Below are 23,505 nucleotides of genomic sequence, written 5' to 3' on the forward strand. Positions count from 1 at the left end.
TGCGGGGGGGGGCTCAGGGCGGAGCCGGCAGCCGGGCACGCATCCAGCCCGCCGTGCCGTCGAGCATTTCCACCAGAACCTCTTCGTCTTTGCGGCCTGAACGCCGCAGCACGTGGAAGGCATGGTCCGCCTCGGCGATTTCCATCAGAGTCGCGAAAGCGCCCAGCTTCGCCACCACGGTGCGGATGCCCGCGAGGTCGGCCAGCGCGTCGCGCGTGCCCTGCACGAACAGCATCGGCACACGCACATCGGACAGATGATCGGCCCGCCCGGTCGAAGGCGTCCCTGCCGGATGCAGCGGAAAGCCGACGAATACGAGCCCCTTTACGCGCGGCAACGGATCGAGCGCCTGCGCCTGCGAGGTCATGCGCCCGCCGAAGGACTTGCCGCCGGCGAAGAGGGGCAGCGGCCCGAAGCGTTCCACCGCCTGCGCGACGGCCGCGCGCACGGCGGCATGCGCGACCGGCGGCGGATCGGGCCGCTTCTTGCCGAGCTCCATCGACGGAAACTGGTAGCGCAGCGTCGCAATGCCGCGTGCTGCGAGGCCTTCGGAAACCGCGCCCATGAAGGCGTGCCCCATGCCGGCGCCCGCGCCGTGGGCGAAGACATAGCAGGCGAAGGCGTCGGGCGGTGACATCACCAGTCCCGAGACGGTGCCATGGCCGCCCACCTGGAAGTTGATTTGTTGCGTGCTGAGGCTCATGCTGGATTCCATCGGACATGCCCAGTGTGCGGCCTGCCGCGACCGAACACCCCAATTGAGGGTTTACCCGGGCGTTATATAGCAGGCCCCGCATAGGCCGTATGGGCGCGTCCGTATGCGTACCGCCTCGCAAAGGAATACCTTCGCAGGCACGATTTTTGATCGCCACGAAGACTCCCCACCCGCCATGAGCATGAACGCCAGCACCCAACCCATCCGCTTCTTCCACCGCGGCCGGATCGTCGACGTGAGCGGCGTGCACCCCACCCGCTCGGTGCTGGACTGGCTGCGCGAGGACGCGCGCTGCACCGGCACCAAGGAAGGGTGCAACGAGGGCGACTGCGGTGCGTGCACGGTGGTCCTCGGCGAGCTGGCCGACCCCGGCGACAAGGACGCGGTGGGCGGCCTGCGGCTGCAGACGGTCAATGCCTGCATCCAGTTCCTGCCCACGCTGCATGGCAAGGCGCTGTTCACGGTCGAAGACCTCAAGACGCAGTGCACCGGCCAGCGCGACCGGGCGCCGCGCGACAAGCAGGCGGCGATCCCGCTGCACCCGGTGCAGCAGGCCATGGTCGACTGCCATGGATCGCAATGCGGCTTCTGCACGCCGGGCTTCGTGATGTCGCTGTGGTCCACCTACGAGCACCACCAGGACGCCGGCACGCAGCCCACGCGCCAGCAGCTGGCCGACGATCTCTCGGGCAACCTGTGCCGCTGCACCGGCTACCGGCCCATCCTCGATGCCGGCCAGCGCATGTTCGACCTGCCCGCGGTGCGGCTGGACACCGAGCCGGTGGTGGCCGCGCTGCAGAGCCTCGAGCACCCAGCGAGCTTCGACTACGTCGCGCCGCTGGGCCAGCGGCTGGACCATTTCCATGCGCCGGCCACGCTCGCAGCGCTGGCTGCGCTGCGCGAGGCCAAGCCGGCGGCCCAGCTGCTGTCCGGCTCCACCGATGTCGGCCTGTGGGTCAACAAGCAGTTCCGTGACCTGGGCGACATCATCTACGTCGGCGACGTGGCCGAGATGAAGGTGGTGGAGGAACGCCAGATCGACGGTATCCCCGCCCTCTGCATCGGCGCCGGCGCCTCGCTCGAGAACGCCTTCCGCGCGCTGGCGGCACGGGTGCCTGCGCTCACCGACGTCTGGCTGCGCTTCGCCTCGCCGCCGATCCGCAATGCCGGCACCATGGGCGGCAACGTCGCCAACGGCTCGCCGATCGGCGACTCGCCGCCGGTGCTGATGTCGCTGGACGCCGTTATCGAGCTGCGCCGCGGTGAACGCGTGCGCCGCATGCCGCTGACCGATTTCTACGTCGACTACATGAAGAACAGGCTGGAGCCCGGCGAGTTCGTGCAGGGGCTGGCCGTGCCGCTCGCGGCAATGAAGCGCCAGGTGCGGGCCTACAAGATCAGCAAGCGCTTCGACTGCGACATCTCGGCGCTGTGCGGGGGCTTCGCGCTCGAGCTCGACGGCGACATCGTCAAGCAGGTGCGGCTGGCCTACGGCGGCATGGCCGCGGTCGTCAAGCGCGCGGCGCAGGCCGAGGCCGCACTCGTCGGCAAACCCTGGACGCAGGCCAGCGTCAATGCGGCCAAGCTCGCGCTGGCGCAGGACTTCAAGCCGCTGACCGACATGCGCGCCAGCGCCGACTACCGGCTGCTGGTGGCGCAGAACCTGCTGCAGCGCTTGTGGCTGGAAACGCGCACGAAGGAGCCGCTGCCGGTGGAAGCCACCAGCGTCTGGAGCGTGATGCCGCACGCCACCACCGTCGCCGCCGCAGCCGCAGCCGCCGAAGGAGTCTGAACATGAACAAGCCCATCGACCCCGCCCTGCTGCAATCGGCCGAAGCCTTCGCCGACTACCTGAAGAACGCCGCCGCGCGCATCGACGTGCATGCCGAGGCCAAGGCGCACGACGACGGCGCGCGCGTCGGCATCAGCCGTCCGCACGAATCGGCGCACCTGCACGTGGCGGGCGAGGCCACCTACATCGACGACATTCCCGAGCTCGCGGGCACGCTGCACTGCGCGCTCGGGCTGTCGCCGGTGGCGAACGGACGGCTCAAGAACATGAACCTGGAGGCGATCTGCGCCATGCCCGGCGTGGTGGCGGTGCTGACCGCTGCCGACATCCCGGGCAGCAACGACTGCGGCTCGATCGTGCACGACGACCCGATCCTCTGCAGCGGCGACATCCGCTACCTCGGCCAGCCCGTGTTCGCGGTGATCGCCGAGACGCGCGACGCCGCGCGCCGCGCCGCCGCCTGCGCGAAGGACGCGCTGGACATCGAGGCCGAGCCCCCCGTCATCACGCCGCGCCAGGCGCACGAGAAGGGCCAGTACGTGCTGCCCCCGATGCACCTGGTGCGCAGCACCGGCGAGGGCGGCGCGCAGGCTGCGATCGCCAAGGCGCCGCGCCGGCTCAAGGCCACCCTCGATGTCGGCGGGCAGGAGCAGTTCTACCTCGAAGGCCAGATCAGCTACGCGATCCCGAAGGAGGGCGGCGCGATGCACGTGCACTGCTCGACCCAGCACCCGAGCGAGATGCAGCACCTGGTCGCGCACGCCTTGCACCTGCACGCCAACGCGGTGCAGGTCGAGTGCCGGCGCATGGGCGGGGGCTTCGGCGGCAAGGAGTCGCAATCGGCGCTCTTCGCCTGCGTGGCGGCGGTGGCGGCCAACAAGCTGAAGCGCCCCGTCAAGCTGCGCCTCGACCGTGACGACGACTTCCTGATCACCGGGCGGCGCCACTGCTTCTGGTACGAGTACGACGTGGGCTTCGACGACGAGGGCCGCATCCTGGGCGCCGAGATCAGCATGGTCTCGCGCGCCGGCCACTCGGCCGACCTGTCCGGCCCGGTGATGACGCGGGCACTGTGCCACTTCGACAATGCCTACTGGCTGCCCGACGTGGCGATGCACGGCTATTCGGGCCGCACCAACACGCAGAGCAACACGGCCTTCCGCGGCTTCGGCGGCCCGCAGGGCGCGATCGCGATCGAGAACATCCTCGACAGCGTGGCGCGCGAGCTGGGGCGCGATCCGCTGGACGTGCGGCGCATCAACTTCTACGGCAAGGGCGAACGCAACGTCACGCCCTACGGCCAGGTGGTGTCCGACAACATCATCCACGAGCTGGTCTCCGAGCTGGAGGGCACCAGCGCCTACCGCGCCCGGCGCGGGGAGATCGCGGCCTTCAACCAGGCCAGCCCGGTGCTCAAGCGCGGCATCGCGCTGGCGCCGCTGAAGTTCGGCATCTCCTTCAACGTCAAGCACTTCAACCAGGCCGGCGCGCTGGTGCATGTCTACACCGACGGCTCGATCCTGGTGAACCACGGCGGGACCGAGATGGGGCAGGGGCTCAACACCAAGGTGGCGCAGGTGGTGGCGCACGAACTGGGCGTGAACTTCGAGAGCGTGCGCGTCACGGCGACCGACACGCAGAAGGTGGCCAACACCTCGGCCACCGCGGCATCGACCGGTGCCGACCTCAACGGCAAGGCCGCGCAGGACGCGGCGCGCCAGATCCGCGAGCGCCTGGCCGCCTGCGCCGCCGCGCGCCACGGCGGCAAGGCCGAGGACGTGCGCTTTGCCAACGACCAGGTCGAAGTCGCCGGCCGCACGCTGTCCTTCAGCACCGTCGTCGGCGAGGCCTACCTCGACCGCGTGCAGCTGTGGTCCGACGGGTTCTACGCCACGCCCGGCCTCAGCTGGGACAAGGACACGATGCAGGGCCGCCCCTTCTACTACTACGCCTACGGCGCGGCCGTGAGCGAGGTGATCGTCGACACGCTCACCGGCGAATGGAAGCTGCTGCGCGCCGACATCCTGCACGATGCCGGCAAGTCGCTCAACCCGGCGGTGGACATCGGCCAGGTCGAGGGCGCCTTCATCCAGGGCATGGGCTGGCTCACCACCGAGGAGCTGGTGTGGCACCCGAAGACCGGCCTCTTGACCACGCACGCGCCGAGCACCTACAAGATCCCGACGGCCAACGACTGTCCGCCGGTCTTCAACGTCAAGCTGTTCGAGGGCCAGAACTTCGAGGACTCGATCCACCGCAGCAAGGCGGTGGGCGAGCCGCCGCTGCTGCTGCCGTTCTCGGTCTTCTTCGCGATCCGCGACGCGGTGTCGGCGGTGGGCGGGCACCGGGTCGACCCGCCGCTGACGGCGCCGGCCACCAGCGAATCCATCCTGCGCGCCGTGACGGCGGTGCAGTCGGCCTTGGCCTGAAGCCGCCCAATGGACAAGGGGCCCGATGTGAATGCTGCGCTGTATAACTGCCCGCACGTTCTCATCACCCTGCGGGCTGCCCATGCGAGACCAAGCGCTTCTGGACAAGATCGATCTCCACCTGATCCGGGTTCTTCATACGGTGCTGACCGACCGCAGCGTCTCGCGCGCCGCCATCCGGCTGGGCATGTACCAGCCGGCCGTGTCGGCGGCGCTCAAGCGGCTGCGGGAGCTCTCGGGCGACCCGCTGCTGGTGCGCTCGGGCTCGGGCATGGTGCCCACCGATGCCGGGCTGCGCATGATCGACCCGGCCGCCAGCATCCTGCGTGCGGCGGAGATGCTGTTCTCGGATGCGCGCGGGTTCGATCCGCACAGCGCGCAGACCACGTTTCGCATCGCCGCGTCGGACTACCTCGACCCGCTCTTCCTGCCCATGCTGGTGGCGCAGGTCAAGGCGCAGGCGCCGCTGTGCCGCATCGAGATCCACGCGCTCTCGTCCGACTCGGATTACCACGCGCACCTGTCGCTCGGACAGGTCGACCTGGTGATCGGCAACTGGCTGAAGCCGCCCGAGGACCTGCACATGGCGCGGCTCTTCGGGGACGAGATCGTCTGCCTGGTCAGCCAGGACCACCCTGCGGTGCGGCGCGGCTGGGACCTCGAGAGCTGGCTCGCGGCCGAGCACGTGGCGCCGACGCCGCTGCATCCGGGCGCGCGCGGCATCATCGACCAGATGCTCGACGAGATGGGCCGGCAGCGCAACATCATGGCGCGCTGCGCGCACTTCGGGCTGATCCCGGACATGGTGGCCTCCAGCCTGCTGGTGCTCACCACCGGGCGGCAGTACTGCGAGCGCTTCGCCGAGCGGCTGCCGGTCGCGATCCTCCCGTGCCCGGTCGAGCTGCCGCGCCTCATGTACTACCAGCTCTGGCATGAGCGCACCCATTCCTCCAGCTCGGCGCGCTGGCTGCGCGAGCGAACCAAATCGGTGGCGGCCTCGCTGAGGCCCGCGCCTTCCGCGGCCGGCTCCGGATAGCCGGCCGGTCCTGCCACTCGCGCCCGGCGTCGCGACCTCTTGCCAACGCCACGACAGAAAGATTCGGAGACAACGCGATGAACCCTACAGAGCAGGTGCTCGGCATGCCCGAGCACGACACGCCGACCCCCACTGCGCAGGCCAAAGGGCCTGCGAACGGCTGGACAGAACGCCTGTTCAAGCTCCGTGAGCACAACACCACCGTGCGCACCGAGATCGTGGCCGGCCTCACCACGTTCCTGACGATGGCCTACATCATCTTCGTCAACCCCTCGATCCTGGGCGACGCGGGGATGCCGAAGGACGCAGTGTTCGTCGCCACCTGCCTGATCGCGGCGCTGGGCACCGGCATCATGGCGCTCTATGCCAACTACCCGATCGCGCTGGCGCCGGGCATGGGGCTCAACGCCTACTTCGCCTACGTGGTGGTGCTGCAGATGGGCTTCACCTGGCAGGCGGCGCTGGGCGCGGTCTTCGTGTCGGGGTGCCTGTTCCTGCTGGTCACGGTGTTCCGGCTGCGCGAGCTGATCATCCGCGGCATCCCGCAGTCCATACGCCTGGCGATCACCGTGGGCATCGGGCTCTTCCTGGCGATCATCGCGCTCAAGAGCGCGGGCATCGTGGCTGCGTCGAAGGCCACCTACGTCACGCTGGGCGACCTGCACACGCCGCAGGCGGTGCTCGCCACCCTCGGCTTCTTCCTGATCGTGGTGCTCGACCGGCTCAAGGTGCCGGGCGCGATCCTGATCGGCATCATCACGGTCACGGTGCTGTCCTTCTTTTTCGCGGGCAACACCTTCCACGGCGTGTTCGCGGCGCCACCCTCGATCGCGCCCACCTTCCTGCAGCTGGACATCAAGTCGGCGCTGTCGGGCGGCATCCTCAACGTGATCCTGGTGTTCTTCCTGGTCGAGCTGTTCGACGCCACCGGCACCCTGATGGGGGTGGCGCGCCGCGCCGGCCTGCTGGTGCCGGGCAAGATGGACCGGCTCAACAAGTCGCTGCTGGCCGACAGCGGCGCGATCTTCGCGGGCTCGCTGCTGGGGACGTCGAGCACCACGGCCTACGTGGAGAGCGCGGCGGGCGTGCAGGCGGGCGGGCGCACGGGGCTCACCGCGCTGACGGTGGCGGTGCTGTTCCTGGCCGCTCTCGCGATCTCGCCGCTGGCCGGTGCCGTGCCGGCCTATGCCACCTCGCCCGCGCTCTTCTTCGTGGCATGCCTCATGCTCAGGGACATCACCGAACTCGATTGGGACGACACGACCGAGGTGATTCCCGCGGCGGTGACCGCCCTGACCATGCCCTTCACGTATTCGATCGCCAACGGCCTGGCCTTCGGCTTCATCACCTATGCGGTGCTCAAGCTGTTTACCGGGCGCGCCAGGCAGGTGCACTGGATGGTGTGGCTGATCGGCGGCGTCTTTCTCTTCAAGTTCATCTACATAGGCGGACACTGAACGACAGAAAATAATGCGATGGCCCCCGTCGTGAATTCAGGGGGCGATTCAGGGGATTCCGAAACCCAGAGGCCAGGCACAGGCATGACAATCCAACGACTCCAGCTATCGAACATCACCAAGCGCTACCCCGCCGTCGTCGCCAACAGCGACGTCTCGCTGACGGTGGCGCCCGGTGAAACCCACGCCGTGCTCGGCGAGAACGGCGCCGGCAAGTCCACGCTGATGAAGATCATCTACGGCTCGGTGAAGCCGGACGAGGGCAGCGTGGTCTTCAACGGCCAGCCCGTGAGCGTGCGCAACCCCCAGGAGGCGAGGGCGCTGGGCATCAGCATGGTGTTCCAGCACTTCAGCCTGTTCGACACGCTCACGGTCGCCGAGAACGTCTGGCTCGGGCTCGACAAGAGCCTGACGCTGGCCGAGGTCACGCGTCGCATCGCGGCGAAGGCCGGCGAGTACGGGCTGGACATCGACCCCGCGCGTCCGGTGCACACCCTGTCGGTGGGCGAGATGCAGCGGGTGGAGATCATCCGCGCGCTGCTCACCGATCCCAAGCTGCTGATCCTCGACGAGCCCACGTCGGTGCTGACGCCGCAGGCGGTGACCAAGCTTTTCGTGGTCCTGAAGAAGCTCGCCGCCGAAGGCTGCAGCATCCTCTACATCAGCCACAAGCTGCACGAGATCCGCGAGCTGTGCACCGCCTGCACCGTGCTGCGCGGCGGCAAGGTCACGGGCGTGTGCGACCCGCGACAGGAGAGCAACGAATCGCTGTCACGCCTGATGATCGGCGCGGAACCACCGCCCTTGCAGCACCGGCCGGTGCATGCAGGGGCCGTGGCTCTGCGGGTCAAGGCCCTGACGCTGGCGCGCGAGGACCAGTTCGGGGTCGACCTCGACGGCGTCTCGCTCGAGCTGCGGGCGGGCGAGGTGGTGGGTATCGCGGGCGTCTCGGGCAACGGCCAGAAAGAGCTGCTGTACGCGCTTTCCGGCGAGGACACGCGCGCCCAGGCCGGGATGATCGAGGTCTTCGGCCAGCCGGCCGGGCACTTCCGCCCGCGCCGGCGGCGCGCGCTGGGACTGCACTTCGTGCCCGAGGAGCGGCTGGGCCGCGGCGCGGTGCCGACGCTGAGCCTGGCTCACAACATGCTGCTCACGCGCAGCAACGCCGTGGGGAAGGGCGGCTGGATCCGCACCGGCGCGCTGCAGCAGCATGCGGGGCGGATCATCGAGCGTTTCAAGGTCAAGGCAGGCGGGCCCGGCGCGGCAGCGCGCTCGCTCTCGGGCGGCAACCTGCAGAAGTTCATCGTCGGGCGCGAGATCGACGCCGACCCGAAGATCTTCGTGGTCTCGCAACCCACCTGGGGCGTGGACGTCGGCGCCGCGGCACTGATCCGTGGCGAGATCCTGGCGCTGCGCGACGCCGGCTGCGCCGTGCTGGTGGTGAGCGAGGAGCTCGACGAGCTGTTCGAGATCAGCGACCGGCTGCACGTGATCGCCAAGGGACGGCTTTCGCCCTCGATCGACCGCGCAGCCGCCACGGTGCCGCAGATCGGCGAGTGGATGAGCGGCCTGTGGAATGCCCCGCCCCAGGCGGCAACGCAAGAGGAGGTGGTCCATGCTTAAGCTCGAACCCCGTCCGCAGCTGTCGCGCTTCTGGAGCTACGGCTCGCCCATCCTGGCGCTGCTGATCACGGTGCTGATCGGCATGGCGCTGTTCTCGGCGCTCGGGAAAGACCCGGTCAGGGGGCTCACGGTCTTCTTCTGGGAGCCCATCAAGAGCGCCTACGCGCTCGGCGAGCTGATGGTCAAGGCGACGCCGCTGCTCATCATCGCGCTCGGGCTGGCCGTGTGCTTTCGCTCCAACGTGTGGAACATCGGCGCCGAGGGGCAGTTCGTGTTCGGCGCCATCGCGGCCGGCGGCGTGGCCCTCATGGCCGACAAGACCACCGGCTCGTGGATCGTGGCCGCGATCCTGGCGGCTGGCATCGTGGGCGGAATGGTATGGGCCGCCATCGTGGCCTTCCTTCGCGACAGGTTCAACGCCAACGAGATCCTGGTGAGCCTGATGCTGGTGTACGTGGCGACGCTGCTGCTGGGCTACATGGTCTACGGCCCGTGGAAGGACCCGATGGGCTACAACTTTCCGCAGACCAAGACCTTCGAGGCGGTGACGCAGATCCCGCGGCTCATGAAGGGGTCTCGCATGAGCATCGGACTCATCATTGCGGTGCTGGGCGCGGTGGCCTTGTGGGTGTTCCTGTTCCGCACGCGGGCCGGCTTTGCCCAGCAGGTCGGCGGGCTGGCACCAGCGGCAGCGCGCTATGCAGGTTTTTCGGCGCGGCGCGCGGTCTGGATTGCGCTGCTGACTTCCGGTGGCGCCGCCGGCCTCGCGGGCGCGCTGGAAGTGGCGGGCCCGATCGGGCAGCTCACGCCCTACGTGCCGGCCGGCTACGGCTTCGCGGCCATCATCGTGGCCTTCGTCGGGCGCCTGCATCCGGTGGGCATGATCTTCTCGGCCATCTTGATGAGCATGTTCTACATCGGCGGCGAATTGGCGCAGTCGCGGCTCGGGCTGCCCAAATCGCTGACGGGCGTGTTCCAGGGGCTGCTGCTGTTCACGCTGCTGGCCTGCGACACGCTGATCGCCTACCGCATCCGGCGCAAGTCGGCGCCCAAGCCGGTGGCTGCGCCCGCCGGAACCTCATCGCTGCAGGCCAGCACGCCGTTGAACGCACCGGTGCCTGCACAAGCCACCGAAGGAGCCCTCTGATGGAATCCTACGCACTCCTCCTGGGTTCCACGCTCAGCGCCGGCACCGTGCTGGCCATCGCGGCACTGGGCCTGCTGATCAACGAGAAGGCCGGCATCGTCAACCTCGGTGCCGAGGGCATGATGCTGTGCGCCGCGATCGCCGGCTTCGCCACCGTCGTGACCACGCACAACACCTGGCTCGGCTTCGCGGCCGGCATGGCGGCCGGGGCGCTGCTGGCGGCCTTCTTCGGCGTGCTGGTGATCTGGCTCAACACCAACCAGTACGCGACCGGACTGGCGCTGAGCCTCTTCGGCGTCGGCTTCTCGGCCTTCGCGGGCATCAACTTCGTGCAGGCCAAGCTGCCCGAGAGCACCAACTACGCGCTGCCCCTGCTGGGAGACATCCCGCTGCTCGGGCCGGCGCTGTTCCGCCATCACCCGATGGTGTATTTCGCGGTGGTGCTGACCGTCGGGCTGATCTGGTTCCTGTACCGCACGCGCGCCGGGCTGGTGCTGCGCTCGGTGGGTGAGTCGCCCGAGTCCTCGCATGCATTGGGTTATCCGGTGCGGCGCATCCGCTTCATGGCGGTGATTGCGGGCGGCGCGCTGTGCGGGTTGTCGGGCGCGTATCTCTCGACCGTCTACACGCCGCTGTGGGTCGAAGGCATGGTGGCGGGGCGTGGCTGGATCGCGCTGGCGCTGACCACCTTCGCCACCTGGCGCCCGGTGCGGGTGCTGCTGGGCGCCTACCTGTTCGGCGGGGTGTCGATGCTTGGCTTTCACCTCCAGAGTACCGGTGTCAACGTGCCCAGCCAGTTCCTCAGCATGCTGCAGTACATCGCGCCGATCGTGGTGCTGGCGCTGATCTCGCGCAACCCGGCCTTCATCCGCGTGAACATGCCGGCTTCGATCGGAAAACCCTTCTACCCCGGCTCATAATCGCGTTCACAATTGTTTCCGACAAACATCCTTTGAGGATTCCCCCAATGAACGATATGAACAAACGTCTCCTGCTCAAGTTGGCTGCGGTGTCGGCGGTCGCCTCGGCCGCGCTCATCGGCTGCGGCAAGAAGGAAGAGGCGCCGGCTCCTGCACCCGCCGCGCCGGCCCCCGCTCCGACTGCCGCGGCGCCCGCGCCGGCAGGCCCGCTGAACATCGGCTTCGCCTATGTCGGCCCGGTCGGCGATGGCGGCTGGACCTTTGCCCACGACAACGCCCGCAAGGCCCTCGAGAAGCAATTCGGAGACAAGATCAAGACCAGCTTTGTCGAGAACGTGCCCGAGGGCGCGGATGCCGAGCGCGTGCTGCGCGACCTCGTGAGCCAGGGCAACAAGCTGATCTTCGGCACCACCTTCGGGTACATGGAGCCGATGCTCAAGGTGGCGAACGACAACAAGGACGTGAAGTTCGAACATGCCACCGGCTTCAAGACGGCCGAGAACATGCGCACCTACGACAGCCGTACCTACGAAGGCGCGTACATGGCCGGCATCATCGCGGGTGCGATGACCAAGAGCAACAAGCTGGGCGTGGTCGGCTCGGTGCCCATCCCCGAGGTGCTTCGCAACATCAACTCGTTCACCCTCGGCGCGCAGTCGGTCAACCCGAAGATCAGCACCAACGTGGTGTGGGTCAACGAATGGAACAATCCGCCGAAGGAAACGGAGGCGGCCACGGCGCTCATCAACGGCGGCGCCGACGTGCTGTTCCAGAACACCGATTCGCCGGCCGTGCTCAAGACCGCGCAGGAAAAGGGCAAGCGCGCCTTCGGCTGGGACTCGGACATGACCGCCTATGGCCCGAAGGCCCACCTGGCCTCGGCCGTGATCAACTGGACGCCCTACTACACCAAGGCCGTGCAGGAGGTGCTCGACGGCAAGTGGGCCACCGGCCAGACCTGGTGGGGCGTGAAGGAAGGCGCGATCGACATCGTTTCGATCGCCGAGGATGTGCCAGCCGAAGCCAAGGCCAAGGTCGAGGAGGTCAAGAAGGGCCTGAAGGATGGCAGCTTCTCGATCTGGAAGGGCCCGATCGTCGGGCAGGACGGCAAGGAATTGGTGGCGTCAGGCGCTGCTGCCGATGACAAGTTCCTCTCGGGCGTGAACTTCTACGTCAAGGGGGTCGAAGGCAAGGTCCCCGGCGGCGACAAGAAATAAGCAGCCGGACTTTTTCTGAAAGGGTTGCCTGCGCGGCAACCCTTTTTGCATTTCCACCTTCGTTCTTGCGAAGTCGTTGCTCGAAGTTGTCGAGCCCAGGCCGAGTTGCGGCTAGGCCGCGGTTAACAGCGTCGCAACATCAATGCCCAGCGCCTTGGCCAAGCGCTCGCTGTTGTCCAACGAGACATTGCGCTCTGCACGCTGAGCGCACCTTCGCCGGGCAGGCATCGCCCGCCAGGGCCGGTTGCGCATATGCTGTGCGGGACCACAACCCGCGACCGCCCCATGACTGACGCCCGACCCTACGCCTACGACATTCCCGCCGATCGGCTGCCTGCGCTGCTGCGCGCCATGCCCAAGGCCGAGCTGCACATGCACATCGAGGGCTCGCTGGAGCCCGAGCTGATCTTCGCGCTGGCGCAGCGCAACGGCGTGGCGCTTCCGTACGCCAGCGTCGAAGAGCTGCGCCGCGCCTACGCCTTTACCAACCTTCAGAGCTTCCTCGACATCTACTATGCCGGCGCCAGCGTCCTGCTGAAGGAGCAGGACTTCTACGACATGGCCTGGGCCTACCTGGAGCGCGCCGCCGCCGACAACGTGGTCCATACCGAGATGTTCTTCGACCCGCAGACCCACACGGCGCGCGGCGTCGCCATGCAGACGGTGATCGACGGCCTGCATCGGGCCTGCGTCGATGCGAAGGCCAGGCTGGGCGTGAGCGCCGCGCTGATCCTGTGCTTCCTGCGACACCTGAGCGAGGAGGAAGCCTTCGCCACGCTGGAGCAGGCGCTGCCGTTTCGTGACAAGCTCATCGGTATCGGGCTGGATTCCAGCGAGGTCGGCCACCCGCCGGAGAAGTTCGCGCGGGTGTTCGCGCGCTGCCGCGCACTGGGCTTCCACCTCGTCGCGCATGCGGGAGAAGAGGGGCCGCCGGCCTATGTGTGGAGCGCGCTCGACGTGCTCAAGGTGGAGCGGGTCGACCACGGCGTCCAGAGCACCAAGGACGCGGCGCTGATGAAGCGGCTGGCGCAGGAGCGCATCCCGCTGACCGTGTGCCCGCTGTCCAACCTCAAGCTTTGCGTCTTTCCGGACCTCGCACGCCACAACCTCGGCCAGCTCCTGGAAGCCGGCCTGGTCGCAACGGTCAACTCGGACGACCCCGCCTACTTCGGGGGCTACATGAACGAGAACTTCGTCCAGACCTTCGCGGCGACGGGGTTGACGGCGCAGCATGCGTGGCAGCTGGCGGCGAACAGCTTCGAAGGCAGCTTCGTCGACGCGCAGACCAAGGCGGGCTGGATGGACCGGCTGAACGAGAGCTTTGCGCAGTTCGGCAAGGCGTGAGCGCCTGCCAGCCCCGCACGCATCGGCGTTTACCCGATGGAACCGACTTAAAGAGCTCCGGTTACGGCCTGCGTGGCCGCCCGGTGCGGATCGCCTCCTTGCGGGCCTTCTGCAGTTCCTTCAGCTGCGCCAGTTGACTCGGGCAGTCGGCGTTGGACGCCACCAGCACGAAGGGGCTGCGCCGTAGCGCCTCGACCGTTTTCTCGACGTCGGCCGGCATCCGGTTCTTGTTGACCAGTCCGGCCGCAACCGCCGCCCGGGAGTCCTTGAAGAAGCCTTTTTCGAAGGCCGGTGTGCCGCAGCGAGCTGCGATCACCCGGTAGTCGGCTTCCTGCTGCTCGGCGGCATGAAGCGCCCCGGGCTGCCGTGTCGTCTGGGCGTCCACCGGCAGGGAGATACCGATGACCGACGCCGATAGAAGTGCTCCCAATTCAACACGCGCTTTCATGAGGACCTGCCGCTTCACGAACGCTGAAGGGTTCGTCATCGTCATGGTAATGCCGCATGGCGGCGCTTGCATGGGACTTGCGTGAACTAGTGCCGCAGCACCCAGGGAGTTGCGGATTCGCATCGATGAGGGTGGCGTCGGCGCCACGCGCTGGCAGGCCTTTCGACACCACATCGATCTTTCGCCCGCGGGGCGAGTGAGCCGCAGCGGCAGGGCTTCCGTGGCCGGGGGTCTGGTGTGGCTTATGCTGCCCGGTCCACCATGTCGATGAAATCAGGTCTCAGCAACCTCCGCATCAGCTTGAACACGCGCCTGAGCGCCGGCGTGGCGGCCGTGGTGCTGGCCGCGACCTTCGCGATCGCGACCGTTGCCTTGCACCTCGTCAAGGCCAGCATGCAGGCATCGATTGCCAACGAGGAGTTGGCGCAGGTGACGGCCATCGCCGATGCGGTCGACCAGAAGTTCGTCAGCCGACGGACCTTGCTGAAGGCGTTCGCCGAAAGCGTGCAGTCGCACGATGGCCCGAACGGCGCGCCGCTGCAGCACCTGCTGGAGCACCACCAGTCGTTGCGCGAGGCCTTCGACAACGTCGCGATCATCGATCTCGATGGCGAGATCGTGGCAAACCTCAACGGAGCGCAAGTCATCGGACGCGCGAATGTCAAGGACCGGCCGTATTTCGCAGATACCCTCTCCGCGGGCACTGGCGTGATCTCGGCACCCTACCGCAACCGGATCAATGGCCTGGAACAGGTCGCCATCACGCAACCGGTGCGAAACGATGCCGGGCAGGTTCGCCTGGTGATCGCGGGCTCCATCAACCTGAAGGAGCGCAACATCCTCGGGGATCTGGCCGACGTCAGATTCGGCAAAACGGGCCACCTGTTCATCCTCTCCAAGGACGGCATCGTGATCGATCATCCGCGCCCGGAGCTGGTGCTGAATCGAGCCGGCTCCGACGGTGCCGGAAACGCCGATTTCCAACGTGCGATTTCGGGATTCGAGGGCACGGCCGAAGGGAAGGACCTGGACGGGGCGCATGTCCTGTACGCCTTCAAGCGCATTCGCCAGACCGACTGGATACTGGGCGCGGTGTATCCGCAAGAGGAGGCCTTCGCGCACATCGATGCCATCGAGCGCGTCGCCTGGGGCGCAGCGATCGTGCTGGCCATGCTGGCGGGTGCGGCCGCCCTGGCCGTGGTGCGGGGACAGCTGCAGCCGCTTTCGCAGCTGCACCGGCGCATGCTGGATGCGCAGACTGCGCCTGAGGAGACCATGGCGCCTCGGACCTATGGGCCCGACGAGATCGGCGACCTCGGGCGGACGTTCGACGAACTGATGCAGCAGCGCCGCGCCAGCGAGAAGTTCCTGCGAGACATCACGGACAACCTGCCCGTCATGGTGTCGCATTCGGATGCAGAAGGCCGCTATACCTTCGTGAACGCGCGCCTCTGCGAGAAGCTGGGCCGCAGCGCCGCGGACCTCCTTGGCCATCCTGTGCGGGACGCGCGCGGTGCCGACTACAGCGTGATCCCGGAGCGCTACATTCAGCGGGTCCTCGCCGGTGAGCCCGTGACCTTCGAACGCCGGGGCTCGATCCGGAAGGGCGAGGAGCCCCGCTTCTTTCAGACCGATCTCATTCCCGACAGGGATGAGACAGGCGCGGTCCGCGGCTACTACGCGATGACCTCCGACGTGACGGAGCGCAAGCGGATCGAGCTGAGCCTCGCGCACAGCGAGGGGCGGATCCGCACCATCGCCGACAACATCCCCGCGATGGTCTCGCACGTCGACGCCTCGCTGCGCTATACGTTCGTCAATGCAAAGGTCAAGGCGCTGCACAGGTCCGATGCGCTGGTGGGCCTGTCGATTGCGCAGGCGCGCGGTCCGTCGGGTTTCGCGAGCGTCGAACCCTTCTATCGGCGTGCGCTCGCCGGGGAGACGGTGATCGTCGAGAAGGCCGGCGATGCGGCGCTGGGGATTGGCGGCCGGACGTACAAGGCCCACTACATCCCGGACCAGGACGACGTGGGCATGGTGCAGGGCGTTTTCGCCATGACCTTCGATATCACCGACGAGGTCAACGTCCGCAAGGCCCTGAGCGAGCAGGAGAAGCGGTTGCGCGACGTGACCGACAGCATTCCTGCCTTGGTCGGGTATTTCGATCGCGATGAGAACTGCCTCTACGGCAACAGTCGGGCGCGGCAGATGGCGGGCCTAGGCAACGGACCGCTGGACGGCGTGACCTTGCGCTCCGCGGTGGGCGAGGCGCTGTACGCGCAGCACCTGCCCTTTATACCTGTCGTGCTGGCAGGGGAGGCGGCACGCTTTCCGGTCGAGGCGCCGCTGCACGACAGCATCGGGTACTTCCAGGTAAACCTGGTTCCGGACAAGGACCTTCAGGGAAGGGTACTGGGCTTCTATGCCATGACCTTCAACATCACTGCATTGAAGGAGGCAGAAATGCTCCGGGCCGAGAGCGAGATGCGGCTGCGCACCATCACCGACAACCTGCCGGCACTGATCACCTACATCGACCGTGAGCAGAAGATTACCTTCGCGAACGGCACCTACCGCGAATGGCTGGGGCTCGATCCTGCCGAACTGATAGGGCGCCATATCCGCGACGTCGCGGGGCCTGAGCTTTACGAATCGCGCAGGCCCACGATCGAGCGGGCATTGGCGGGGGAGCGCGTCGAGTTCGAGGCAGGCACCAAGCGAGGGGAGTTCGATCGCGTCACCCACGTCATCTATGTGCCCGACGTCGGACCCGACGGAGCGACCCACGGCATCTTCTCGCTCAGCCTGGACATCACCGACCTGAAGGCGGTCGAGCGCAAGCTGATCGAATTGGCGCGGGTCGACACGCTGACCGGCTTGCCGAACCGCCTGGCCTTCAATGAGCTGCTGCCGGCGGCAATCGCGCGCGCCATTCGCGCTCAAAGCGCGCTCGCCCTGATGTTCCTCGACATCGACCATTTCAAGTCCATCAACGACACGCTGGGCCATGCGGCGGGCGACGACGTGCTGGCCGAATTCGCCCGGCGCCTGAAGGACAACGTCAGAGTCACCGACACCGTGGCGCGGCTGGCCGGCGACGAATTCGTGATCGTGCTCGAAAACCTGGAGAGGCCCGAGGCTGCCTCGATGGTGGCCAGGAAAGTCATCAACGGCATCGGCGCGACGGGCTTCCAGGTCGATGGCCGAAGCCTGGACGTCACGACCAGCATCGGCGTCGCCTTCCATCTGCCTGCCGATGGCGCCATCACGACAGCGGAACTGCTGGCCCGCGCGGACGCTGCGCTCTATCGCGCCAAGGCGGCGGGGCGCAATACTTTTGTGCTCACTGCAGACTAGTTTCTGGACGCAGGCGAAGGAGACACTCGTGTGCCGTGCGCAGCTGTGCTGAAATCGTGCCAGGGGGAAGCCCAGATCCCCATTGCAAAATCGAACAAGAGGTCCAAGCCATGTCGTCTGCGGAAGTTGCCACGCCCGATCAGTTGTTGAAGGAGCTCGAGGCCCAGAGCCGCATGCCGATCATGCGCATCGGCCAGGCCCTGGTCTCGCTCGGGATGGTGACCGAGAAGCAGCTGGAGGCCGCGCTTGCGCAGCAGCAGCTCGACCGCAACGTACCGCTGGGCGAGACGCTGGTGCGCATGGGCGTGGTCAGCCGCTCGCAGCTCCAGATTGCGCTGGTGCGCAAGATGGGCTACCCGCTGGTCGACCTGCAGCTCTTCCCCGCCGCGGCCGAGGCTCTGCGCAAGATCAACCATGGCGTGGCGCGGCGCCTGCAGGTCATGCCGCTGATGATTCACGAAGGCCGCCTCGTTCTTGCGCTCGACGACCCTGCGAGCCGGCACGCTGCCGTCGACGAGGTGGAGTTCATCGCGCAGATGAAGGTGGTGCCGGTGATCGGCCAGTGCCGCGACCTGGACGCCGTCCTGCACAAGGCCTACGAGAAGATCGGCGCCCCGGCCGAAGCGCGCTCGAGCGCAGCCGACCCGATGAGCCTCGACTTCGACCTCGCCGGCACCAGCGAGCTGCTGGAGACCCTCGAAAAGGAGGTCCGCCCGCCGACGGACGAGGACGCGCCTATCGAGCAGTCGGACAATTCGCTGGTGCGCATGCTCAACAGCATGATCCTGGAGGCACACCGCGAGGGGGTTTCGGACATCCACATCGAGAGCTACCCTGGGCGCGAGAAGACGCGCATCCGCTTTCGTCGCGACGGCCGGCTCTACACCTACCTGGAGCTGCCCCCGAGCTATCGCAGCGCAATCGTCGCGCGCGTGAAGATCATGTGCGACCTGGACATCAGCGAGAAGCGCAAGCCGCAGGACGGCAAGATCAACTTCGCCAAGTTCTCGCCCCAGCACCGTATCGAGCTGCGCGTCGCCACCATTCCCACCACCAGCGGGCTCGAAGACGTGGTGATGCGCATCCTGGCGTCGGCCAAGCCGATCGCGCTGGATGCGCTGGGGTTGTCCGGGCGCAACCTGGCGCGCTTGACCGAGGCGATCGAACGCCCTTACGGCATGGTGCTGTGCGTCGGGCCGACCGGCTCGGGCAAGACGACGACCCTGCACTCCGCCCTCATGCACATCAACACGCCCGAGCGCAAGATCTGGACCGCGGAAGACCCGATCGAGATCACCCAGCTGGGGCTGCGGCAGGTGCAGATCAACCCCCGCATCGACTGGACTTTCGCCAAGGCGCTGCGGGCCTTCGTGCGCGCCGATCCCGACGTGATCATGGTCGGGGAAATTCGCGATGAGGAGACTGCGAAGACGGCGATCGAGGCCTCGCTGACGGGGCACCTCGTGCTGTCGACGCTGCACACCAACAGCGCGCCCGAGACGGTGACGCGCCTGCTCGACATGGGCATGGACCCCTTCAATTTCGCGGACTCGCTGTTGGCCGTGCTGGCGCAGCGGCTGGTGCGCCGCCTGTGCACCGAATGCATCACCAGCCGGCCGCTGACGCCGGAGGAGATCGACGAGCTGGTGTCCGACTACCTGAATGCCTACGCGGTGAAGGCCTCCCAGTCCGATCGCGAAGGGGTGGTCGCTTCCTGGGAGCGCCGCCACGCCCGCGACGGGCGACTCATGAGCTTCTCGAGCGCCGGGTGCAAGCACTGCAAGGACACCGGGTTCCGCGGCCGCGTCGGCATCCACGAACTGATGACCATGTCCAAGGGGCTGCGGCGCCTGGTCCAGGCCGGCGCCCGGGCGGAAGAGCTGCAACAGGCGGCGCTGCGCGAGGGCATGCGCACCCTGCGTCAGGACGGCATCGCCAAGGTGCTGTCCGGCCAGACCACGATCGACGAAGTGCGCGCTACCAGCAACGTTTGAGCCGGCGGCGGGCTCCGTTCAAAGCGGTTGGCGCGCCCTCAGGCGGCATCCCACGCCACGGCCGGCAGCGCGGCGATGGCAGGCCTGGCGAACAGGAACCCCTGGAAGAGGTCCACACCCAGCGCGCGCAGGGTACGGACTTCTTCCTTGACCTCGACGCCTTCCGCGATGACCCGGATCTGGAGATCGTCGCAGGTCGCCACGAAGCCTTTCACGATCGCGATGCGGACCGGGTCCATGTGGATAGCGCGGACCAGGCTCATGTCGATCTTCACGACATCGGGCTGGAAGGCCGCGAGCAGCTCGAAGCCCGCGTAGGCCGCGCCAAAATCGTCGATCGCGGAGGTGAACCCGTAGCGCTTGAAGATGCGGAAGGTGGCGGCAAGGCCGGGCAGGTCCTCGACGCGCTCGCCTTCGGTGATCTCGAACATCAGCTGCTGGACGGGAAAGTTGCAGCGCCCCGCCGTTGCCATGGCGGTGCGGAAGCAGGCCTCCTGACCGGCGACATCGTTGGGCATGACGTTGAGGCTGAGCCTGGACTGCATGCCCAGCGCGGCTGCCAGCTCGATCGCCCTCACGCGGCAGGCTTCGTGGAACGCGAAGCGGTCTTGCGGGCTCACTCGGGCGAGCACCTCGGAAGCGCCTTCGCCGGCAACGCCGCGCACCAGGGCCTCATGTGCAAAGACTTCCCGCAGCGCCAGGTCCACGATGGGCTGGAAGGCCATCGTGAAATTCGGCTCATTGCCCGGGGCGGCGGCGTCGGCTCTGATCGGGGCAGTCACTGCAAGTAATTCTCGCTGGCGATGGTTGAGGGGGTCCCGCCGGACGGACATGTTGCAAATTCCTGCATATCTGCATTGTGCGCGCGCCCGGGGCGCCGCCGCGCGGCTTTGGCGCCACAAACCGCCCCTCGCAGCGGACGAAGTCACGCCTCCTCGCGCCGCCTAAAATGCAGGTTCCGGCGCTGCCGCCCCGCAGCGCCGTTTTTTTATCCGGGGCCATGTAGAGGAACACCATGTACAAAAACCTCGCCGCCGCGCTCGCGGCCGCCTGTTTTTTCATTTCGCCTTCTTTTTCGCAATCCGTCGCTGCGGCGGATCCGCTCAAGATCGGATTCGTCTACGTCGCTCCCATCACCGATGCCGGCTGGGTGCGGCAGCACGATGAAGGCCGCAAGGCCGTCGAGGCGGCGTTGGGCGACAAGGTGAAGACCACCTACGTCGAGAACGTTGCGGAGGGCGCCGATGCCGAGCGTGTGATCCGCGATCTCGCGCAGCAGGGCCACAGGCTGATCTTCACTCCCAGCTTCGGCTACATGGAGCCCACGCTCAAGGTGGCGCGCGACTTCCCGGACGTGAAGTTCGAGTCCATCACCGGCTACAAGCCTGCCCCCAACGTCGCGACGGCCAACGCGCGCTACTACCAGGGCCGCTACCTGGCCGGCGTCACGGCAGGGCGCATGAGCAAGACCCACGTGGCCGGGTACGTCGCGGGCTTTCCGATTCCCGAGGTGCTGCAGGGCATCAATGCCTTCACCCTCGGCATGCGCTCGGTCGATCCGAAAGCGCGCGTCAAGGTCGTGTGGCTGGACGCCTGGTTCGATCCCCCGAGGGAGCGCGACGCCGCGATGACGCTGTTCAACCAGGACGTGGATGTGATCGCCTTCCACACCGGTTCGACCGCCGTGATGGCCGCGGCCCAGGAGCGCGGCAAGATGGCCGTGGCGTACCACTCCGACATGCGCAAGGTCGCGCCGGATGCTCAGATCGTCGCCGTCATCCACGAGTGGGGCGGCTACTACATCCAGCGCGCGAAGGCGGTGCTCGACGGCAGCTGGAAGCCGGTCAATACGTGGGGGGGCGTCAAGGAAGGAATGGTGCGCGTCGGCAACTTCGGCCCGAAGGTGCCCAAGGCCGTGCAGGAAGAGGTGCTGGCGCGGCAGCAGGACATCGCGAGCGGCAAGCTGCAGGTCTTCCGCGCGGGCCAGGACGTGCGCGACAACGAGGGGAAGGTTGCCATCGCCAAGGGGACCGGCCTGCGCGACGACCAGATCCTCATGATGAACTGGCTGGTCGAGGGGGTGGAGGGGCGTGTCGCTCGCTGACTGCGGCGGACCGTCTCAGTGCACGAAGCCGCGCTCGCGGTGGAAGTACGCAGCCTCGGGATCGAGCTTCTTCACCTGCATGGCCGGCGCGCCGGCGTAGACCGTGTACGCCTCGCTGTGCGCCTTGTTGAGCACCGAGCCCGCGCCCAGCATCGAACGGTCGGGCAGGGCGGCGCCGCCCAGGACCGTCACGCGCGTGCCCACCAGGCAGTAGGCGCCGATCCGGATAGGCTTGCAGTCCTGCCGGTTCTCCTGTGCGTTGATGCCGTGTGTGATCAGCTGCGAGTGGTAGCCCGCGAGGGTGGTGAAGGCGCCGATCTCGACGCGATCGGTGCAGTCGATGATGTGCTGTTTGGTCACGGCCGCATGCTCGCCCAGCGAGAACGTCGGATCGCGGTCTGTCCGATGCCGGAAATGGGCGCCTGCCGGCGGGTGGCCGGTGATCCAGTTCGAGCGGTCGATGACCGAATGCGCGCCGCACTCGAGCCGGCCCAGGTGGACGGCCACGTTGAAGTGGCCGATGTACGCCCCTTCACCCATCACCAAATGGCCCGGGAAGACATAGGAGAGCCCGATGCGCGCGCCCTCTGCGATCTCGTACCCCCAGAAGCGGCGCAGCACCGCGCGTTTCAGCACCCAGGGCAGGAACACCACCAGGAGACCCAGCAGCCTCCTCACCGGACGGCCTTCCGTTCGGCGAGCACGCGGCGATAGGTGTCCACATAGCTCGAAGCCATGCGTTGCGCCGAGTAGTGCGTGGCGTTTTCGATGCCCAGGCGGCGCATCTCGGCGAAGCGCGGCGCTGCGTTCTCGATGGCGGCGGCCATGGCATCGGCATCGTCGGGGTCCACGTAGACCGCGCCTTCGCCACCGATCTCGTTCATCGGTGCCAGGTCGGAGGTGAAGACGGGGCAGCCGCAGGCCTGAGCCTCGATGACCGGCCAGCCGAAGCCTTCCTGCAGCGAGGGGAAGAGCAGGGCGGTGGCGCTGGCATAGAGCGCGCGCAGCTCCTCGTGGGAAACGCCCTGGACCGTCTTGATCCGATTGGCCACCGCGTGCTTTCGGGCGAGCTCGGCCACCTCGGGCACCAGCTCCGGGCCGACGAACAGCAACTGCTCCACAGGCGCGGGCCGGCCGCTCGCCGCTGCGCGCTCGTGCAGCGCGATGAAGGTCTCGACCACCTTGCGGCGGTTCTTGCGCGCCAGATCCCAGCCGACGTGGATCAGGAACTTGTCGGCCGTCGACATGCCGAAGCGCTGGATCAGCCGCTGTGCCTCCTCGGGCGGCACCGGCCGGAAGTCGTCGTTGAGCCCGTTGAGCACCACGGTGACCCGCGGCTCCTCGGCCAGTCCCAGCGCCAGCAGCTCGCGCCGCGTCAGCTGCGAGACGCAGGCCACCAGGTCGGCCGCACGCAGCCCCTTGACGATGAGGCGCTGGAACAGCCGGCCCGTCCACCCTACGTTCCAGCCGTCGACCATGCCCTTCGCGGCCTGTACCGCGATGACGTCGTGGCAGGTGATGATGTTGGGCTTGGACTTCACCCACGGGATGTACATGCCGTTGGAATGGTCCGCTACGTGCACGACATCGGCCCAGCGAAGGTGGCGGGCCAGCGAGGGGAGGAAGAGGATGAACTTGTCCACGTAGCCCAGCCACTTCCACAGCCGCGACGTCGTGGGCACCCGCAGCACGCGCCTCGGCGGCGTCAGCACGCGCAGCTCGCAGCCGTTGCGGGGCAGTTCGCGTTCCAGAATTCTTTTGAATGCCAGCATGCTGGTCTGGCCGTCGGGGACGTAGTTCCCGATGAGGAGCACTTTCATGTTGGACATGCGCGGCGGTCTGCGTCGCGTGAAGTCATCTCTGTTCCTGTTGGAGTGAAGCAAGAATTATGGTCTAGCGGCCGGCACACCCTGGAGGCAGGC

17 protein-coding genes are annotated in these 23,505 nt (G+C 67.3%); 12 read left to right on the top strand and 5 right to left on the bottom strand.

Going from position 1 to position 23,505, the window contains the following annotated elements; all coding sequences use genetic code 11:
* Positions 1-13: 13 nt before the first annotated feature.
* Positions 14-703, bottom strand: coding sequence for an alpha/beta hydrolase family protein (locus E5CHR_RS10210; RefSeq protein ID WP_162579573.1), 690 nt, complete (start codon positions 701-703; stop codon positions 14-16).
* Between the two features lie 187 nt (positions 704-890).
* On the opposite strand from E5CHR_RS10210, the gene xdhA reads away from it, so the two are divergent.
* The 9 genes from xdhA (at position 891) to E5CHR_RS10255 (ending at position 13,680) form a co-directional block, all read left to right on the top strand.
* A complete protein-coding gene (gene xdhA, locus E5CHR_RS10215; protein WP_162579574.1) occupies positions 891-2,507 on the top strand; it encodes a xanthine dehydrogenase small subunit in 1,617 nt (538 codons plus the stop codon).
* A gap of 2 nt (positions 2,508-2,509) precedes the next feature.
* The gene (gene xdhB / locus E5CHR_RS10220) at positions 2,510-4,936 is read left to right on the top strand and encodes a xanthine dehydrogenase molybdopterin binding subunit (protein WP_162579575.1); all 2,427 of its coding nucleotides are present in this window, start codon (positions 2,510-2,512) and stop codon (positions 4,934-4,936) included.
* 82 nt (positions 4,937-5,018) lie between these two features.
* Positions 5,019-5,972, top strand: a complete 954-nt coding sequence (locus E5CHR_RS10225; RefSeq protein ID WP_162579576.1) for a LysR family transcriptional regulator — start codon at positions 5,019-5,021, stop codon at positions 5,970-5,972.
* Between the two features lie 104 nt (positions 5,973-6,076).
* A complete protein-coding gene (locus tag E5CHR_RS10230; protein ID WP_162583662.1) occupies positions 6,077-7,429 on the top strand; it encodes an NCS2 family permease in 1,353 nt (450 codons plus the stop codon).
* An 84-nt stretch (positions 7,430-7,513) separates the two neighbouring features.
* Positions 7,514-9,052, top strand: coding sequence for an ABC transporter ATP-binding protein (locus E5CHR_RS10235; protein ID WP_162579577.1), 1,539 nt, complete (start codon positions 7,514-7,516; stop codon positions 9,050-9,052).
* Positions 9,045-10,199 (top strand): ABC transporter permease, encoded by a 1,155-nt coding sequence (locus E5CHR_RS10240; RefSeq protein WP_162579578.1) that lies wholly within the window; start codon positions 9,045-9,047, stop codon positions 10,197-10,199. Before E5CHR_RS10235 ends, E5CHR_RS10240 begins: the two co-directional genes overlap by 8 nt.
* Positions 10,199-11,119, top strand: a complete 921-nt coding sequence (locus E5CHR_RS10245; protein ID WP_162579579.1) for an ABC transporter permease — start codon at positions 10,199-10,201, stop codon at positions 11,117-11,119. The genes E5CHR_RS10240 and E5CHR_RS10245 overlap by 1 nt, the downstream gene beginning before the upstream one ends.
* 47 nt (positions 11,120-11,166) lie before the next feature.
* The gene (locus E5CHR_RS10250; protein WP_162579580.1) at positions 11,167-12,336 is read left to right on the top strand and encodes a BMP family ABC transporter substrate-binding protein; all 1,170 of its coding nucleotides are present in this window, start codon (positions 11,167-11,169) and stop codon (positions 12,334-12,336) included.
* 285 nt (positions 12,337-12,621) lie between these two features.
* Entirely contained in the window at positions 12,622-13,680 is a 1,059-nt protein-coding gene (locus E5CHR_RS10255) for an adenosine deaminase (RefSeq protein WP_197893846.1), read from the top strand.
* 61 nt (positions 13,681-13,741) lie between these two features.
* On the opposite strand, the gene E5CHR_RS10260 is transcribed toward E5CHR_RS10255, so the two are convergent.
* A complete protein-coding gene (locus tag E5CHR_RS10260) occupies positions 13,742-14,173 on the bottom strand; it encodes a hypothetical protein (protein WP_162579582.1) in 432 nt (143 codons plus the stop codon).
* Between the two features lie 222 nt (positions 14,174-14,395).
* Between E5CHR_RS10260 and E5CHR_RS10265 the strand changes: the two genes are divergently transcribed.
* Positions 14,396-17,485, top strand: coding sequence for a sensor domain-containing diguanylate cyclase (locus tag E5CHR_RS10265; protein ID WP_162579583.1), 3,090 nt, complete (start codon positions 14,396-14,398; stop codon positions 17,483-17,485).
* Between the two features lie 110 nt (positions 17,486-17,595).
* Complete coding sequence (locus E5CHR_RS10270; RefSeq protein ID WP_162579584.1) at positions 17,596-19,479, top strand: GspE/PulE family protein; 1,884 nt, start codon at positions 17,596-17,598, stop codon at positions 19,477-19,479.
* A gap of 38 nt (positions 19,480-19,517) precedes the next feature.
* Here the strand turns inward: E5CHR_RS10270 and E5CHR_RS10275 are convergent, their stop codons facing one another.
* Positions 19,518-20,261, bottom strand: coding sequence for an EAL domain-containing protein (locus tag E5CHR_RS10275; RefSeq protein ID WP_232062021.1), 744 nt, complete (start codon positions 20,259-20,261; stop codon positions 19,518-19,520).
* Positions 20,262-20,494: 233 nt separating this feature from the next.
* Here E5CHR_RS10275 and E5CHR_RS10280 point away from each other — a divergent pair, with 233 nt between their 5' ends.
* Entirely contained in the window at positions 20,495-21,583 is a 1,089-nt protein-coding gene (locus E5CHR_RS10280) for a BMP family ABC transporter substrate-binding protein (RefSeq protein ID WP_162579585.1), read from the top strand.
* A gap of 15 nt (positions 21,584-21,598) precedes the next feature.
* Here the strand turns inward: E5CHR_RS10280 and E5CHR_RS10285 are convergent, their stop codons facing one another.
* Both E5CHR_RS10285 and E5CHR_RS10290 read right to left on the bottom strand, forming a co-directional pair.
* Complete coding sequence (locus E5CHR_RS10285; RefSeq protein ID WP_162579586.1) at positions 21,599-22,261, bottom strand: acyltransferase; 663 nt, start codon at positions 22,259-22,261, stop codon at positions 21,599-21,601.
* On the bottom strand, positions 22,258-23,412 hold the full coding sequence (locus E5CHR_RS10290) for a glycosyltransferase family 4 protein (RefSeq protein WP_162579587.1): 1,155 nt from the start codon (positions 23,410-23,412) through the stop codon (positions 22,258-22,260). Before E5CHR_RS10290 ends, E5CHR_RS10285 begins: the two co-directional genes overlap by 4 nt.
* Positions 23,413-23,505 lie beyond the last annotated feature (93 nt).

Source organism: Variovorax sp. PBS-H4 (assembly GCF_901827205.1).
GTDB lineage: Bacteria > Pseudomonadota > Gammaproteobacteria > Burkholderiales > Burkholderiaceae_C > Variovorax.